This is a genomic window from Elusimicrobiota bacterium, assembly GCA_016722575.1.
Taxonomy (GTDB): domain Bacteria; phylum Elusimicrobiota; class Elusimicrobia; order FEN-1173; family FEN-1173; genus JADKIY01.
Map to the genome: position 1 here is coordinate 478,148 of JADKIY010000001.1, position 15,052 is coordinate 493,199.

At 66.2% G+C, this 15,052-nt stretch carries 15 protein-coding genes; 14 read left to right on the forward strand and 1 reads right to left on the reverse strand.

Annotation, left to right across the window (positions count from 1 at the left end; genetic code table 11):
• Positions 1-229: 229 nt before the first annotated feature.
• The 6 genes from folK to glmM all read left to right on the forward strand — a co-directional run bounded on the left by folK (position 230) and on the right by glmM (position 5,978).
• Positions 230-991 carry a 2-amino-4-hydroxy-6-hydroxymethyldihydropteridine diphosphokinase gene (folK, locus tag IPP68_02180; protein ID MBL0349168.1) on the forward strand — a complete coding sequence of 254 codons (762 nt, stop codon included), beginning with the start codon at positions 230-232 and terminating at the stop codon, positions 989-991.
• Positions 988-1,803 carry a 3-methyl-2-oxobutanoate hydroxymethyltransferase gene (gene panB, locus IPP68_02185; protein ID MBL0349169.1) on the forward strand — a complete coding sequence of 272 codons (816 nt, stop codon included), beginning with the start codon at positions 988-990 and terminating at the stop codon, positions 1,801-1,803. Before folK ends, panB begins: the two co-directional genes overlap by 4 nt.
• A 23-nt stretch (positions 1,804-1,826) precedes the next feature.
• Positions 1,827-2,762 carry an alpha/beta fold hydrolase gene (locus IPP68_02190; GenBank protein ID MBL0349170.1) on the forward strand — a complete coding sequence of 312 codons (936 nt, stop codon included), beginning with the start codon at positions 1,827-1,829 and terminating at the stop codon, positions 2,760-2,762.
• On the forward strand, positions 2,690-3,619 hold the full coding sequence (locus tag IPP68_02195) for a pantoate--beta-alanine ligase (GenBank protein ID MBL0349171.1): 930 nt from the start codon (positions 2,690-2,692) through the stop codon (positions 3,617-3,619). Before IPP68_02190 ends, IPP68_02195 begins: the two co-directional genes overlap by 73 nt.
• Before the next feature lie 84 nt (positions 3,620-3,703).
• The gene (locus IPP68_02200; protein ID MBL0349172.1) at positions 3,704-4,516 is read left to right on the forward strand and encodes a TIGR00159 family protein; all 813 of its coding nucleotides are present in this window, start codon (positions 3,704-3,706) and stop codon (positions 4,514-4,516) included.
• Positions 4,517-4,646: 130 nt separating this feature from the next.
• Entirely contained in the window at positions 4,647-5,978 is a 1,332-nt protein-coding gene (gene glmM, locus IPP68_02205) for a phosphoglucosamine mutase (protein ID MBL0349173.1), read from the forward strand.
• Here the strand turns inward: glmM and IPP68_02210 are convergent.
• Positions 5,975-7,462: a hypothetical protein gene (locus tag IPP68_02210; protein MBL0349174.1), complete on the reverse strand. Its 1,488-nt coding sequence runs from the start codon at positions 7,460-7,462 to the stop codon at positions 5,975-5,977. The genes glmM and IPP68_02210 overlap by 4 nt on opposite strands.
• Positions 7,463-7,542: 80 nt before the next feature.
• Between IPP68_02210 and IPP68_02215 the strand changes: the two genes are divergently transcribed.
• The 8 genes from IPP68_02215 to gcvH are packed head-to-tail and all read left to right on the forward strand — an operon-like array spanning position 7,543 to position 15,043.
• On the forward strand, positions 7,543-8,259 hold the full coding sequence (locus IPP68_02215; protein MBL0349175.1) for a pyridoxine 5'-phosphate synthase: 717 nt from the start codon (positions 7,543-7,545) through the stop codon (positions 8,257-8,259).
• A gap of 9 nt (positions 8,260-8,268) precedes the next feature.
• Positions 8,269-10,131, forward strand: a complete 1,863-nt coding sequence (gene glmS, locus IPP68_02220; protein MBL0349176.1) for a glutamine--fructose-6-phosphate transaminase (isomerizing) — start codon at positions 8,269-8,271, stop codon at positions 10,129-10,131.
• A 17-nt stretch (positions 10,132-10,148) separates the two neighbouring features.
• On the forward strand, positions 10,149-10,982 hold the full coding sequence (locus tag IPP68_02225) for a hypothetical protein (protein ID MBL0349177.1): 834 nt from the start codon (positions 10,149-10,151) through the stop codon (positions 10,980-10,982).
• Positions 10,983-10,985: 3 nt separating this feature from the next.
• Positions 10,986-12,335: a dihydrolipoyl dehydrogenase gene (gene lpdA / locus IPP68_02230; GenBank protein ID MBL0349178.1), complete on the forward strand. Its 1,350-nt coding sequence runs from the start codon at positions 10,986-10,988 to the stop codon at positions 12,333-12,335.
• Positions 12,332-13,192 (forward strand): lipoyl synthase, encoded by an 861-nt coding sequence (lipA, locus tag IPP68_02235; protein MBL0349179.1) that lies wholly within the window; start codon positions 12,332-12,334, stop codon positions 13,190-13,192. Before lpdA ends, lipA begins: the two co-directional genes overlap by 4 nt.
• Positions 13,186-13,566 carry a sulfurtransferase gene (locus IPP68_02240; protein ID MBL0349180.1) on the forward strand — a complete coding sequence of 127 codons (381 nt, stop codon included), beginning with the start codon at positions 13,186-13,188 and terminating at the stop codon, positions 13,564-13,566. Before lipA ends, IPP68_02240 begins: the two co-directional genes overlap by 7 nt.
• Positions 13,563-14,657 (forward strand): glycine cleavage system aminomethyltransferase GcvT, encoded by a 1,095-nt coding sequence (gene gcvT, locus IPP68_02245; GenBank protein ID MBL0349181.1) that lies wholly within the window; start codon positions 13,563-13,565, stop codon positions 14,655-14,657. Before IPP68_02240 ends, gcvT begins: the two co-directional genes overlap by 4 nt.
• Positions 14,658-14,665: 8 nt before the next feature.
• Positions 14,666-15,043, forward strand: a complete 378-nt coding sequence (gene gcvH, locus IPP68_02250) for a glycine cleavage system protein GcvH (protein ID MBL0349182.1) — start codon at positions 14,666-14,668, stop codon at positions 15,041-15,043.
• Positions 15,044-15,052 lie beyond the last annotated feature (9 nt).

Here is a 15,052-nt window from a genome sequence, read left to right on the forward strand (position 1 = left end):
GGCGGACGGACCGGCCGGTGGTGTCCCTCCCGGATTTGGCGGGTTATCTGGCGAAGCACCACCCGGAAATTCTCAAAGGGACCGCCCGGGCCGCGCTCCTTTTCGGTCCGGAAAAAACGGGCCTCTCCGGTCCCTACCTGGCCCGGTGCCAGTTCTGGTTGACCATCCCGACCGATCCGGCGTGTCCGTCCATGAATTTGGGCCAGGCCGTGGCCCTCTGCGCCTACGAATGGGCCCGGGCCGGGGGGACGACGGCCCCGGCGGCGGCCGGCTCCGACTTGCCGACGGCCACCATCGACGATCGGCGGCGCCTGGCCCGGCACGCGGCGGAGGCCTTCGCCGCCGTCCATTTCCTGCCGTTCCTCTCCGGCGCGGAAAAAATAAAGAAAATTCGCCAGCGGCTCCTGCATTGGAACCTTCGACGGCCCGACGTGGCCCTCCTTCATGGGTTCTTCCGGTTCGTTCTCAAGGACCGGGCGCCCCGCCCGTGAAGCGCGAGCGGGTGTTCCTGGGGTTGGGGTCCAACGTGGGGGACCGCCTTCGGTTTCTAAAAAAAGCGGTTCGGGCGCTCGACGGTTTGTCGGGAACGCGCGTGGCGGGAAAATCCCCCGTCTACGAAACGGCGCCCGTGGGGCCGCGCCAACGGAATTTCCTGAACGCGGTGGTGGAGCTGCGAACCGATTTGGAACCGCCCGTTCTGCTGGCGGCCTTAAAAAAAGTGGAGAAACGGTTGGGCCGCCGGGCCCGCCGCCGCTGGGGCCCCCGGGAAATCGATTTGGACCTTCTCCATTTCGGGGCGCGTCGCCGCCGTTCCGCCGCGCTGACGCTTCCGCACCCGCGCTGGCGCGAGCGGCGGTTCGTGTTGGCGCCCCTGGCCGCCCTCGCCCCGCGCTGGAAGGATCCCCGAACGGGACAAACGGCCGCGGCCTTGAACCGAAAATTGACAGACCCGGATCAAAGGATTAGACTCTACAAAACCTCTTTTTTATGACGAAAAACCCTCTTGCCGCCGTCACCGTTCCCGGCCTACTTCGGATGAAACGCGCCGGGGAAAAAATCGTCGCCCTCACGGCCTACGACGCCCCCACCGGCCGCCTTTTGGACGCGGCGGGGGTGCATCTGGTTTTGGTCGGCGATTCGGTGGCCAACGTGAAGCTGGGGTATCCCAACACGCTCCCCGTGACGTTGGAGGAAATGCTCCACCACACCCGCGCCGTGCGCCGCGGAGTGGCCCGGGCGCTGCTCGTGGCCGACATGCCTTTTTTAACCTACGAATTCGACCCCAAAGTCGCCGTCGGCCAGGTGGGCCGGTTGATCAAGGAGGGCGGCGCCGCCGCGGTCAAGGTGGAAGGCGCCGGGGCCATTTTGCCGTCCATCCGCGCGCTCGTGGCCGCCAACATTCCCGTGATGGGCCATTTGGGGCTGACGCCCCAGTCCGTGCTTCGGCTCGGGGGGTACCGCCGCCAAGGGCGGGACCGCGCGGGGGCCACGCGGATTTTGTCGGACGCCCGCCGTCTCCAGTCCGCGGGGGTGTTCGCCCTCGTGCTCGAGGCCGTGCCGGCGGCCCTGGGGAAAAAAATCACCCGCGCGCTCCGCATTCCCGTGATCGGCATCGGGGCCGGTCCCGCCACCGACGGCCAGATTTTGGTGGTCGACGATCTTTTGGGGCTCACCCCGCCGCCCCGGCCGCGTTTCGTCCGGGCCTACGCGGAGTTGGGCGCGGAAAGCCTTCGGGCCGTCCGCGCGTACGCCCAGGACGTGGCCGCCGGCCGATTTCCCGGACCGCGCGAGTCCCACGATTGATTGGAGACCGCGCCCGTGACTTTTTGGAAACCCTCGTCCGTATGATCGTCGTCCTGGCCGGATTGTCCGTTCTCTTTTTCGTCCTTTGGGCCTATTATTCCTCGGCCCTGATCATCGACGGCAACCGGGACCCCATCACCGTCCTCCCCCGAACCTTCGGCCTCGAATTCACGGAGGAAGTGTTCCCTTCGGCCGATGGCCTGACCCTCAAGGGGTGGTTCGTGCCGGCCCAGGGGCCCCGCGCCCACGGGAAACCCGGTCCCGTCCTCCCCACGGACAAAACCCTCATCGTCTGCCACGGGTGGGGCGCCAACCGCTCGGACATCCTGGAACGCACCCACTTTTTGAACACCGAGGGCGGCTACAACCTTTTCTATTTCGATTTCCGAAACCACGGCGACAGCGGGGCGGGGAAATCCTCCCTGACGAAATTGGAAATCGGCGATCTCGAGGCGGCTTTGGCCCATTTGCGTTCGACTCACCCGGCGGAAGCTCGTCGGGTCGGCCTCTACGGCATGTCCATGGGCGGGGCCGTCTGTCTGTGGGCGGCGGCCCACCACGCGGACATCCTCGGCGTGGCGGCGGAAAGCCCCTTCGGCTCCTACCGCGACGTCGTCGTTCGCTTCGGCCGGTTGTACTACAACATGCCCCGGGTTCCCTTCGCCTTGATCACGCTCTGGGCCGTGCGCTGGCGGTTGGGATTTGATCCCCAGGATTATTCCCCCCTGGCGGTCATCGGAAAAATCGCTCCCCGCCCGCTGTTTCTGCTTCAAGGGGACAAAGACGTCCGCATGCCGGTCCTGGAGGGGAACCGCCTGTTCGCGGCCGCGGGCGAACCCAAGACCCTCTGGACGGTCCCCGGCGCCAACCACGGCGAGGTCGCCGAATGGGGCGGGCGGGATTACCGCCAAAAACTCCTGGATTTCTACCGGCGCGTTTTCGCGCCCCCCGCGCCGTGAAGATCGTTCGCCGTCCCGCCGACTGCCAAAAGCAGGCCCTGGCCTGGCGGGCGGCGGGCCGTTCCATCGGTTTTGTTCCCACCATGGGCGCCTTGCACGAAGGGCACCTCGCGCTGTTGCGGCGGGCCCGCCGGGAAAACCAAAGAGTCATCGCTTCCGTTTTCGTCAATCCCGCCCAGTTCGGCCCCCGGGAAGATTTCGCGAAATACCCGCGCCCCTTCGCCCGGGACGCGGCCCTCTGCCGCGCCGCGGGCGTGGACCTGCTGTTGGCGCCGGCCCCCGGGGCCATGTACCCCCCGGGCCACGACACCTGGGTTTCCGTTGAGAAAATGGCCCGGCCGCTCTGCGGCGCTTTCCGCCCGGGCCATTTCCGGGGCGTGGCGACGGTCGTGGCCCAGTTGTTCAACCTGGCCCTTCCCACCCGCGCGTATTTCGGGGAAAAGGATTTTCAGCAAAGCCGGATCGTGGCGCGCCTGGCCGCCGACCTTCATTTCCCCGTGAAGGTCGTCGTGTGCCCGACGGTGCGGGAGGCCTCGGGGTTGGCGCGCTCCAGCCGAAACCGCTATCTGGCCGACGGGGAACGGGCGGCGGCGCCCGTCCTGCGGCGCGCTTTACGCTCCGCCGCCCAAGTGTTAAAATCCCGTCGGAACGCCGCGGCCGCGCGGCGCTCCGCCCTCGCCGAGCTGGCGCGGACGCCGGGCCTGCGCCCCCAGTATCTCGAGGTCGTGGAGCCCCGCGCTCTGACCCCCTGGCGAAGCGGGCCGGCGGTCATCGCCGCCGCCGTTTTTCTGGGGAGGACCCGGCTCATCGACAACATCGCGGTTCGCGTTCCGCCGCGTCGACGCGCGGGCCGCTAACGACACGCCCGGCCGCCGCCGGGCCCTTTCAAGGAGGCAGTCGCCGAACGCGCCGAGAGACGGCGCCGTTCCCCCCATCCCGCCATGGCCGCATTTCTCGCCCGTCTCTGGAACGGCCCCCTGATCCACCTCGTCGATATCGGCCTTGTGGCCCTCATCATTTACCGCGTGTTGCTCCTCATTCAGGGCACCCGCGCGGTGCAGGTGTTGCGGGGTCTCGTCGTCCTCGCTCTGGCGACCCTCATCGTCGAAAATTTTCTTCATTTGCCCACCCTGGGGTGGATCCTCAAGACCTTCTGGCTCGGTTGGGCGGTGATTTTGGCCGTCGTGTTTCAGCCGGAGCTCCGGTCGTTTTTGGCCCAGTTGGGCAGCCAGCGGTTGGGCCGCGTTTTGATCCCCCAGGAACTGCGGTTTATCGATGAAATCATCGCGGGCCTCCGGGAGGCCGCGGCCAACCGCGTGGGGGCGCTGATCGTCCTGGAGCAGGAGACGGGGCTTCGGAATTTCATCGCCACCGGCACTCCCATCAACGGGGAAGTCACCAGCGATTTATTGCTCACCATTTTCCACCCCCACACCCCGCTGCACGACGGCGCCGCGATCCTTCGGGAGGACCGTTTGGTCGCGGCCGGGTGCGTGCTCCCGCTGTCCAACGCGCCGGACATCGCCCGGGTCCTGGGCACCCGGCATCGCGCGGCCTTGGGCCTCACGGAAATTTCCGACGCCATCGTGCTCGTGGTCAGCGAGGAAACCGGCACGGTCTCCCTGGCCCGGGAGGGGCGCCTGGAACGGGATTTGAACGTGGAGGATTTGCGGGAGCGTCTGCGGGACCTTTACCGGTCCCTGGGCGAGCGGGGCCTCCTTCGTCGGCGCGGCTCCCGGGGGACCGAAGTATGAACCGGTGGGGACGTCACTGGGAGCTGAAGATCATCGCCGTGCTGCTGGCGGCCTTCCTTTGGTTCGCCCTTCGAATCAACGCCCACCGGCCGTTGCCGACTCCGATCCCGCCCGCGGGCGAGGCCCGCTGATGGCCAAACTTTTCGGCACCGACGGCGTGCGGGGCGTGGCCGGCCGTTGGCCGCTCACCCCCGAGTTCGTGCGGCGGCTCGGATGGGCCGCGGGACGGGAATTGCTGGCCCACGCGGCGGGCCGTCGCCGGGCCCTGCTCATCGTTCGGGACACCCGCGCTTCGGGGCCCGCGCTTCAGCGGGCCTTGTCCCGGGGTTTGTCCGCGGCGGGCGTTCAACCCCTGGACGGCGGCGTCCTGCCGACGGCGGCGGTGGCGGCGGTGGCGCCCCGGCTCAACGGGTTGGGGGGGGCGGTTTTATCGGCCTCCCACAACCCGGCGGAATTCAACGGCGTGAAATTTTTCGACCCCCAGGGACTCAAGTGGGCCGACCGACTTGAAAACGCGGTGGAAGCCTTGGCGTTGTCCCCGACGCCGGTGCCGCCGGCGGCCCATGGCTCGACGCCTTTTCCCGACGCCCGCCGTCGTTACCTCACTTTTCTGCGCGGCACCTTGCCGGCGCACCTTTCGTTGCGCGGAATCCCCTTGGTGATCGATTGCGCCAACGGCGCGGCGTCGGGCGTGGCCCCGGGCTTGTTGCGGTCCCTGGGCGCGCGCGTCACCGTGTTGTCCGCCGCGCCCAACGGGCGAAACATCAACCGGCGGTGCGGGGCCCTGCACCCCGAGGCCTTGGCCCGGGCGGTGCGCCGGACCGGCGCCGCCCTGGGGGTGGCGTTTGACGGGGACAGCGATCGGGCGATTTTCGTCGACGAGTTGGGGCACGTGCGGGACGGGGACGCGGTGCTGCTCTTGGCGGCCCGGCGATGGGCCTTCGCGGGCCGGCTCAAAGCCGACCGGGTGGTCGTGACCGTCATGACAAACTTGGGATTGTTCCGCGCGCTGGACGCCCTGGGCCTCCAAACGGAAACGACGGCGGTGGGGGACAAAAACGTGTGGGAAGGCATGAAAAAAACCGGCGCGGTGTTGGGCGGGGAGCCCTCGGGCCACGTGATTTTCAGGGACTTTCTGCCGACGGGGGACGGTTTGCTGACCGCCCTGCAGGTCTTGGCCGTTTTGGCGGAAACGGGCCGGCCGCTCTCCGCCCTGGCGTCCTTGGCGGTGCGGTACCCGCAGATCCTCCTTAACGTCCCCGTCAAGGAGCGTCGGCCGCTGGACCGCGTCCCCGGTTTTGCCGCGGCCCTCGCGGCGGTTCACCGGGATTTGGGCGCGACGGGCCGGACCCTCATCCGTTATTCCGGCACCGAGCCGCTTTTGCGCGTGATGGTCGAAGGTCCCGACCACGCCGTGATCGAACGCCACGCCCAGGCCCTCGCCCGGGCCGCCGTTCGCTAGCGGTTCGGCGTTCGTCCTTCCAGCCGTTCGTAAATCCGGGCCCCGCCCGAAGCGTCCTCGTGGACGACCCGGAAGCGCGCGGGGTCTTCCAATTCCCGCGACAAACGATCCATGGCGGACGTCACCGCGTTTCGATTGTCCGAAAACCCCAAATTCATCGATTGGTCCCACAGCACGTAACGCACCCGCTGACGAGCCAATACGGCGGCCAACGCCTCGGCGTTGTCCGACACGGGCGGGGGCGGAAGGAAAACCCGTTGGGCGTGGATCAGATCCCGGCCGTAAAAGGGGCTCATGAAGCCGTCGCCGGCGGACGTGTGGGATTTGATCCATTGGTAACTGTCGGCCAACGCCGGTTCGTTTCGGCGGGCCTTCGGAACGAACCAGAAAACGCTCTGTCCAAAAAAGGAAAGGGCGAGGACCCCGCCGAACAGCCCCCACCGAAAGCGGGGGGAAAACCATCGGTCCAGATCCGTCGCGACGCGGGCCAGGGCCAGCCAAAGAAACGGAAGCAGGGGAAGCAAATACCGGTCGTACCACCAGGGCCACGCCAGGTGCATGGCCAGGCTGAAGGCCAGGAACCACAGGGAGGCGTCGGCCGATTTTTTTCGGAGACCCCGGACCGCGCCCCATCCGGACAACGCCAACACGCCGGATCCAAGCACGGGGGCCGCGATCCCGCGGGCCCAGGGCAAGGGCAGCAGCGTGGCGCCCCAGGTGCGGGCCAGTTGGGCGGCGTTCAGTCCCGCGTTGAGGAGCCATTGCCCGGGCCCTTTTCCGCCGTAAAGCAGATTCAACTCGACGGATTCCTCCACCCCGCCGCCCGGTCCGGACCAGCGGGCCCAGAGAAAGTAGGTTGCGGCCGGGACGGCAAAGGTTTTAAACAACGACCGGTGTCGACGTTGAATCAGGAGGCTTGTTCCCGCCGCGCCCCACAGAGCAATCGCGGCGGGGCGAATCAAATAGAGGGCGGCCAGCCAGGCCCCCGCCGCGAAATCGGACAGTCGATTTTTCTCCCAGAGGAGGAGAAACCCCAGAGTCCCCAGCAAAAAAGGCGCTTCGGGCATCACGACGCCCAGGCGCGTGAGGACCAGGGGGTTCAGGGCGAAGAGACCCGTCAGGAGAACCGCCGTGGGCGCGTCCTGGGATTGCCGGAACAGCCGCCAAACCATCCCGGTGCACGCCAGGAGCGCGAAACCCGTCCAGAGTTGGCAGGCCATGGGGTTGTCGGGGAAAAGGAAGGCCACCGGGGTCAAGAACGCCGGAAATCCGGGAGTGAAGTCGGTGATGGTCGGAGCGCCGGGCAAAAACCAGCGGCAGTAACGGCCCTCCCGCAGGGACTGCGCGGCCAAAAAATAGAGGGCGTCGTCGTGGTCCTGGCCGAGGTAGCCCATGGGCAAAAGCCCCAGGGCGGTGAGGGCAAAAACCGACAACCAAAAGGCGGGCCGCCGAAGCAGGGCGGCCCCTTTTTCGCGAAGCGTCATGGCTTCCGCATCATAGCGAAACGACCACGGATTTGAAATAATAGCCTTTTCGCATTCATCGACTGAAAGACGGACAAAAAGTGCCTCATTTGGGAGTCAATATCGACCACGTGGCCACCCTGCGGCAAGCCCGGCGCGGGGAACGGCCCGACGTGGTGGCGGCCGCTCGGGCGGCCCGGGCCGGCGGGGCCGACAGCGTCACGGTTCATCTGCGCGAAGACCGGCGCCACATTCAGGACAAGGACGTCTCCCTTCTTCGCAAGGAAAAGGGGTTCCGACTTAATTTGGAAATGGCCGCCACGGAAGAAATGGTGCGCATTGCCCGGGTGATCCGCCCGGACAGCGTGTGCCTGGTGCCCGAAAAGCGCCAGGAATTGACCACCGAAGGCGGCTTGAACGTGGAGCGGGAACTTTCCCGCCTTCGGGAGATCTGCCGGAAGATCCAAAGCAAAGGGATCGTCGTGAGTTTGTTCATCGACCCGGACCCGGCGCAACTTCAAGCGGCCAAAGACGTGGGGGCCGATTGGGTCGAGCTCCACACCGGGGCCTACGCCGGGGCCGCCGGATCGGCCCGGGCGGCCGAACTCGGAAAAATGGAAGCGGTCGGCGCGGCCGCCGTCGGCCTCGGGTTGGGGTTGAACGCGGGGCACGGGCTGGACTACGACAACGTCGTGCCCGTGGCCCGGCTGCCCCGGATGCAGGAATTGAACATCGGATTTTCCATCATCGCCCGGGCGCTTTTCGTCGGTTTGGAAGCGGCCGTTCGCGAAATGAAAACGCTCGTCGCTCGGGCCTAGGAGTTTTTTATGTGCGGCATCGTCGGCTACATCGGCAAGAACGAAGCGTCGGACGTTCTCCTGGACGGTTTGCGGCGTTTGGAATACCGCGGCTACGACTCCGCGGGGATGGTGGTTCTGGACGGCGGCCGCCTCGACATCCGGCGCAGCGTCGGAAAATTGGCGAACCTGGAGGCCCTGCTCAAACGCGAGCCGTTGAAGGGGGGCGCGGGCGTCGGTCACACCCGCTGGGCCACCCACGGCCGACCCTCCGAGGAAAACGCGCACCCCCACCGGGACGCCACGGGCCGCGTGGTGGTCGTCCACAACGGCATCATTGAAAATTACACCGCCTTGAAGGCCGGTCTGCTGGCCCGGGGCGTCAAATTCGCTTCCCAGACCGACACCGAGGTCGTGGCGCATCTGGTCGGGGAAGCCATCGCCCGGCGGCGGTCCAAGGCCGCGCTGTCGGCCGACCAATTCGTGGAGGCGGTGCGGGAGGCGTTGTCCGAGGTCAAGGGCACCTACGCTTTGGGCATCGTGTCCGCCGACTGCCCCGGCGTCGTTTTGGGCGCCCGCCGGGAATGCCCGCTTTTGATCGGTGTGGGCGAAGGGGAAAACTTTTTGGCGTCCGACGCCCCCGCCATCCTCTCGCACACGCGGGAAGCCGTGTTCCTGCAGGACGGGGACATGGCCGTGTTGACCGCGGAAGCCTACCGGGTGATTTCCATCGACACCGGGCGCCCCGTGGAACGAAAGAAAGTTCACCTGCCCTGGGACCCTCTCCAAGCCGAGAAGGCCGGCTACCGCCATTTCATGCTGAAGGAAATCCACGAACAGCCCCGGGCGTTGGAAGACACCCTGCGCGGGCGGCTCAACCTCGACGAAACCGGCGTGCACCTCGACACGCTCAAACTCTCCGAGGAGCAAATCCGCGGATTTAAAAAGATGACCATCGTGGCCTGCGGCACCTCCTTCCACGCGGGCCTGGTGGCGCGCTACCTGTTTGAAAAATGGGTCAAAGCGCCCTGCGACGTGGAAATCGCCTCCGAGTACCGCTACCGGGATCCCCTCATCGGCCCGGGCGATTTGGTGGTGGCCATTTCCCAGTCGGGGGAAACCGCCGACACCATCGCCGCCCTTCGCCACGCCAAGGAAAAAGGCGCCCGCACCCTGGCCGTTTGCAACGTCGTCGGCTCGACCCTGTACCGCGAGGCGCACGGAAAAATTCTGACCCATTGCGGCCCGGAGATCGGGGTGGCCAGCACCAAGGCGTTCACCTCCCAGCTGGTGGTTCTCTACCTGCTCGCCGTGTACGGGGGGCTCCTTCGCGGGACCCTCCCCCGGGCGGAGGTCGAGAAAATTCTCCAAGACCTTCTCCACCTGCCCCGTTGGGTGGGCGACGCGCTCAAGGAGGATCCGGGAATTCTGGCCCTGGCCAAGAAGTTTTCCCACAGCCACAATTTCCTTTACCTCGGGCGGAACTTGAACTACCCCATCGCCCTGGAAGGCGCCCTCAAACTCAAGGAAATCTCCTACATCCACGCCGAAGGCTATCCGTCCGGCGAACTCAAGCACGGGCCCATCGCCTTGATCGACGAGGACATGCCGGTGGTGGCCATCGCGACCCCGTCGCCCGTGTACGACAAAATGATGTCCAACCTGGAAGAAGTCTCGGCCCGGGGCGGAAAGGTGATCGCCCTCGCGGCCCGGGGCGACGCCCGGGTGGCCGCGCTGACCCCGGACGTGATCCCGATGCCGGAGGTTCCGGACTATTTGAGCCCCATGGTGAACGTCGTGCCGCTTCAACTTCTCGCCTACCACATCGCCGTTCTGCGCGGGTGCGACGTCGACCAGCCCCGCAACCTGGCCAAATCCGTCACGGTCGAATAACGCGCCCGGTTCCGCGCGTGCGCCTCGATTGGTTGGGCGGGACATTCCTTTTGATCGGGGTCGGCGCGGCCCCGGCCGCGGCGGCCGCCCCGGCCAAGTCCTTGGGGGCGACGCTCAACGCGGAAGCCGTTTTGAGCCTCCTGGGCGGCCGTTACGACGACCGGGAAGGCGCCGCGCGGCTGCGCGTTCCCATGGACGGCGGGGAAGAGGCCGAATGCCGGGCCTATTTGCTGGACGTGGCCGCCTGGTCCTCCGACGGGAAAGACCGCGCCCTCTTTCTCACCAAAACCCTTTGCGCGGGCCACGACGCCCACGTGGACGGCGCCCTGCTCGGCGGCGGCGTCCTGGAGAAACGCGACGGGCGTTGGGTCCCCGTGAACGTCAGCCCCACCATCGCGGAATTCGGGGCCTTCGGCGACTTCAACGGCGACGTGTCCACGGTTCCTCTCGGGGAAAATCGAATCGGTTTTCTGCTTCAAGCGGAGGGCATGCATCAGGGCGTCAGCGCCGGGGCGGTGTCCCTCTGGGGGATGCGCGGGGATCGCCTGGCGGAAATTCTTCCCGCCACGATTGTTTCCGAAGACGGGTGCGCGGGCCAGGAATGCGTGGACACCGTCAAGGAACAGGACCGGTTTGAAAAGCAGGTGGGCTACCGCCCGCCCTTGCGCTGGGCCTACGGTTCCGCGCTGAACTGGACGGCCGCCGCGGGCCCGGGCTGGAACGAACTGGTGGTGACCACCACCGGCACCGAATCGGATTGGACCGACGACCGGCAAACGGTGAAACCGGTCCGTCGAACGCGCCGCTTCGTGTTTTCCGAAGCGGAGGGCGTCTACCTGGAGCAACCCTGATTTATGGCGAAATCGATTGCGATCATCGGCGGAGGTCCCGGCGGCGAGGCCGCGGCGAAACGCGCCGCCGCCCGGGGCGCCCGGGTCACGCTCGTCGAAAAAAACCGCTTGGGCGGCGTCTGCCTCAATTGGGGATGCATTCCCTCCAAGGCCCTGCTGGAAGCCGGGCGGTTGGTTCACGCCGTGTCCGCCGCCGGCGCGTACGCCTCGGGGGGCGTGGATTTCCGGATTCGGTGGGCGGACCTTCAAAAAAAGAAAGACGATTTGGTCTCGAATCTGCGAGCGTCCTTGGCGCAGAATTACCAACGATTGGGCGTTCGCGTGGTGGAAGGGGCGGCGACGTTTGTCGATTCGGCCACCCTGGTCGTTCAGACCTCCGCGGGGGCCGAACGGATTTCGTTTGACGCGGCCGTGGTGGCCACGGGATCCGTTCCGTTTTTTCCGCCGCCCTTCGCCGCTCTCTCGGGAACGTTTCTGGATTCGGACCGGGCGCTTTCCCTGGAGCGTCTTCCCGCCTCGATCGCGGTGGTGGGCGGCGGCGCGGTGGGGTGCGAATTCGCCTGCCTTTTTCGGGAGTTGGGCGTGGCCGTCTCGATCATTGAAAAAACGGAGGCGCTCCTGCCCGGGGAAGATCCCGCGGTGGTGCGCGTTCTTCAAGGGGCTTTCGCCTCCCGGGGGATCGACGTCCGGGTCGGAACCACGGTGCGCTCCGCCCAACGGGGGCCGTCCGGGTGGTCCCTGGAATTGACGGACGGCGGGTCGGTGTCGGTGGAAGAGCTTTTGGTTTGCGTGGGTCGCAAACCCTCCGTGGCGGGACTGGGCCTCGACGCCGCGGGCGTGCGCGTGGAGAACGACCGGCCGGTGGTCGACGCCTTTTTAAGAACCTCCCACCCGGCGGTGTACGCGGTGGGCGACCTGAACGGGTTGTCGCTGTTGGCCCACGCGGCCGCGGCCCAGGGGGAAATCGCCGTGGATCACGTCTTCGGCGAAGCGCGGCCCTACCGCAACGAACGGGTGCCCCGTTGCCTGTACACCTGGCCGGAGGTGGCCAGCGTCGGGGACTGGACGCACACCGCCCAGGCCCGGGGACTGGAGACCAAGGCGCAGCGATTTTTCTTCAAGGGATCGGCCAAGGCTCTGGCCGCCAACGAGGGCGACGGGTTTCTTCAGGTGGTTTCCGAAAAGAGCGGCGGAAAACTTCTCGGGGCCCAAATCGTCGGGCCCCACGCGACGGAAATCATCCACGTGTTCGCGATGGCCCTCGCCGCCGAAAGGACCGTGTCCCAAATGCGGGACGTGATCTACGCCCACCCCACCTTGTCCGAGGGGATCCGGGAGGCTTTGTCCCGATGACGTCCCCGGCCTCTTTTCGCCCGCGATTGCCGGCGTTTTTAAAGCGAACCGTCCCTGCGGGGGCCACCTACGAACGGCTCCAGGACGCCCGGCGGGAAAGCGAACTGCCCACGGTTTGCGAAGAGGCCCGTTGCCCCAACCGAACGGAATGCTGGACCCGGGGCACGTTGACGTTTCAAATTTTGGGCGCCGTCTGCACCCGGCGATGTGCTTTTTGCGCGGAAACCACGGGCCGCCCCGGGGCCGTTGATCCCCGGGAACCGGCCAAGCTCGTGGAGGCCGCCCGCCGACTGTCCCTCCGCCACGTGGTGATCACTTCCCCGGCCCGGGACGATTTGGACGATCAGGGCGCCGGGCAATTCGCGGCTTGCGTGGAAGCCCTTCGACGGGATCTTCCGGCCGTCACCGTCGAGGTGTTGGTGCCCGATTTCCAGGGGCGCGCCGATTTGCTAGAACGGGTGTTCCGAACCCGTCCGGACGTCTTTAACCATAATTTGGAAACCGTCCGCCGGCTCACCCCCCGGGTGCGCGCCCGGGCGACCTACGACCGGACGCTTTCGGTTCTGGCGGCCGCCGTCCGGGCCGGGCTTCACGCCAAGTCCGGCGTGATGGTCGGGTTGGGGGAAACCCGCGAGGAGCTGGGCGAGGCGTTTCGGGATTTGAGCGCCGCCGGCGTCCGGTCCCTCACCGTGGGACAATACCTGCCGCCCAGCCCCGCCCATTTTCCGGTGGACCGGTTTTATTCCTTGAACGAATTTGAGGATTTGAAACGGCGAGCGACGCCGTTGTTTGAGAAAGCGATGGTCGGTCCCCTGGTGCGCAGTTCCTACCACGCGGACGACATGGTGAAATCATGAAACAGCATTCCCCCGGATTTTTAAAGTTGGTGGAGGACGCCAAATCCCGCGTCCGCGAAATCAGCGTCGCCGACGTGCGGGCCCATCTGGAGCGGCGTCAGCCGTTCCGTTTTATCGACGTGCGGGAGGACCGGGAGTGGGCCCAGGGCCACGCCGCCGGGGCGGAACACATGGGGCGGGGCGTGCTGGAACGCGACGTGGAAAAGGCCATTCCCGATTTCCAAACCCCCCTGGTGCTTTACTGCGGGGGCGGATTCCGATCCGCCCTGGCGGCCGACAGCCTCCAAAAAATGGGCTATCAAAACGTTTTTTCCCTCACGGGCGGTTGGTCGGCCTGGGTGGACGCCGGCGGCCCGGTGGAAGGCGTTCGATGACCGGTCCCGCGATGCAGCGCACCCCTTTCTACGCCCATCACGTGGCCGCGCGGGGAAAACTGGTTCCCTTCGCCGGGTGGGAAATGCCGGTGCAATTTTCCACCGTGATGGCGGAGCACAAAGCGGTTCGGGAACGGGCCGGCGTTTTCGATATTTCCCATATGGGCCAAGTCTGGGTGGCCGGTCCCGAGGCCCGGGCGTTTCTCCAAAAGCTGGTCACCAACGACGTCGCCCCATTGCTCCCGGGGCGGGGCCTCTACGCCCTGCTGTGCAAACCCGACGGGGGGGTCATCGACGACCTTTATATTTATTGTTTGGAGACGGATCGCTTCCTGGTGATCGTGAACGCCTCCCGGGCGTCCGTGGATTTGATGTGGATGAAGGAGAATTTGTCCGGGGACGTGATGTTGATCGATCAGCCCCAGGCGGCCGCCCTGGCGCTGCAGGGCCCCGCCGCGGCCAAAATCATGGGCCATTTTTCCGCCGACGCCCTGGCCCTTCCCAAAAACGGAGTGGCCGAGCTCACCATCGAAGGCAACGAACTGGTGGTGGCCCGGACGGGTTATACCGGGGAGGACGGCTTTGAGATTTTTTCTCCGGCGGGGCACCTGCTCCAATTTTACCCGTCGCTCCTGAAGCGCGGCTCCGACTACGGATTGATCCCCTGCGGCCTGGGGGCCCGGGACACCCTGCGCCTCGAAATGGGTTACCGACTTTACGGGAACGATTTGGACGAACACCACTCGGCCCTGGAAGCCGGACTGGGCTGGGCGGTCAAATTCAACAAAGGCGATTTCATCGGCCGGGATTCCCTGTTCAACGAGAAGGCCAAAGGGTCCCACCGGAAATTCATCGGTTTGCGCCTGGCCGATCGGGGCGTGCCCCGGCACGGTTGTCCCATCCTGTTGAACGGGAAAACCGTGGGCGAAGTGACGAGCGGCACCTTCTCCCCGTCCTTGAACATCGGGATCGCCGTGGGCTACGCCGAATCCGAGCGTTTCCCCGTCGGGACGACCCGGGCCGCGGTACGGGTGCACGAGCGGGACATCCCGGCGGACGTCGTCGTCCCGCCTTTTTATAAAAAGAGTTAGGAGAGCGTATGGACCCCCTTCAATTGCGTTTTACCCAAAGCCACGAATGGATCGCCCCCGACGGCACGGTGGGCCTTTCCGACCACGCCCAGCACGAAATCACCGACGTCGTTTTCGTGGAACTGCCCAAGGCGGGCCGCGCGGTCAAGGCCAAGGAATCCTGCGCCATCGTGGAATCGGTCAAAGCGGCCTTCGATATTTACGCCCCGGTGGCCGGGACCGTGAGCGCGGTCAACGACGCGGTGGTCAAAAACCCCGCCGCGGTCAATCAATCGCCCTACGAAGGCGGCTGGCTCTACAAGATCGCCATGTCGAACCCCGCGGAGCGCGACGCGCTCATGACCCACGCCCAATACCAGGAATTCATCAAAACCGCGGCGCACTGAACCCCCGGA

Bases quoted from the DNA above. Each gene is read 5' to 3' on its own strand.
- folK (MBL0349168.1), top strand. From the start codon at position 230: ATGGGCCCGGGCCGGGGGGACGACGGCCCCGGCGGCGGCCGGCTCCGA.
- panB (MBL0349169.1), top strand. From the start codon at position 988: ATGACGAAAAACCCTCTTGCCGCCGTCACCGTTCCCGGCCTACTTCGG.
- IPP68_02195 (MBL0349171.1), top strand. From the start codon at position 2,690: ATGGGGCGGGCGGGATTACCGCCAAAAACTCCTGGATTTCTACCGGCG.
- IPP68_02200 (MBL0349172.1), top strand. From the start codon at position 3,704: ATGGCCGCATTTCTCGCCCGTCTCTGGAACGGCCCCCTGATCCACCTC.
- glmM (MBL0349173.1), top strand. From the start codon at position 4,647: ATGGCCAAACTTTTCGGCACCGACGGCGTGCGGGGCGTGGCCGGCCGT.
- IPP68_02210 (MBL0349174.1), bottom strand. From the start codon at position 7,462: ATGACGCTTCGCGAAAAAGGGGCCGCCCTGCTTCGGCGGCCCGCCTTT.
- glmS (MBL0349176.1), top strand. From the start codon at position 8,269: ATGTGCGGCATCGTCGGCTACATCGGCAAGAACGAAGCGTCGGACGTT.
- lpdA (MBL0349178.1), top strand. From the start codon at position 10,986: ATGGCGAAATCGATTGCGATCATCGGCGGAGGTCCCGGCGGCGAGGCC.
- lipA (MBL0349179.1), top strand. From the start codon at position 12,332: ATGACGTCCCCGGCCTCTTTTCGCCCGCGATTGCCGGCGTTTTTAAAG.
- gcvT (MBL0349181.1), top strand. From the start codon at position 13,563: ATGACCGGTCCCGCGATGCAGCGCACCCCTTTCTACGCCCATCACGTG.
- gcvH (MBL0349182.1), top strand. From the start codon at position 14,666: ATGGACCCCCTTCAATTGCGTTTTACCCAAAGCCACGAATGGATCGCC.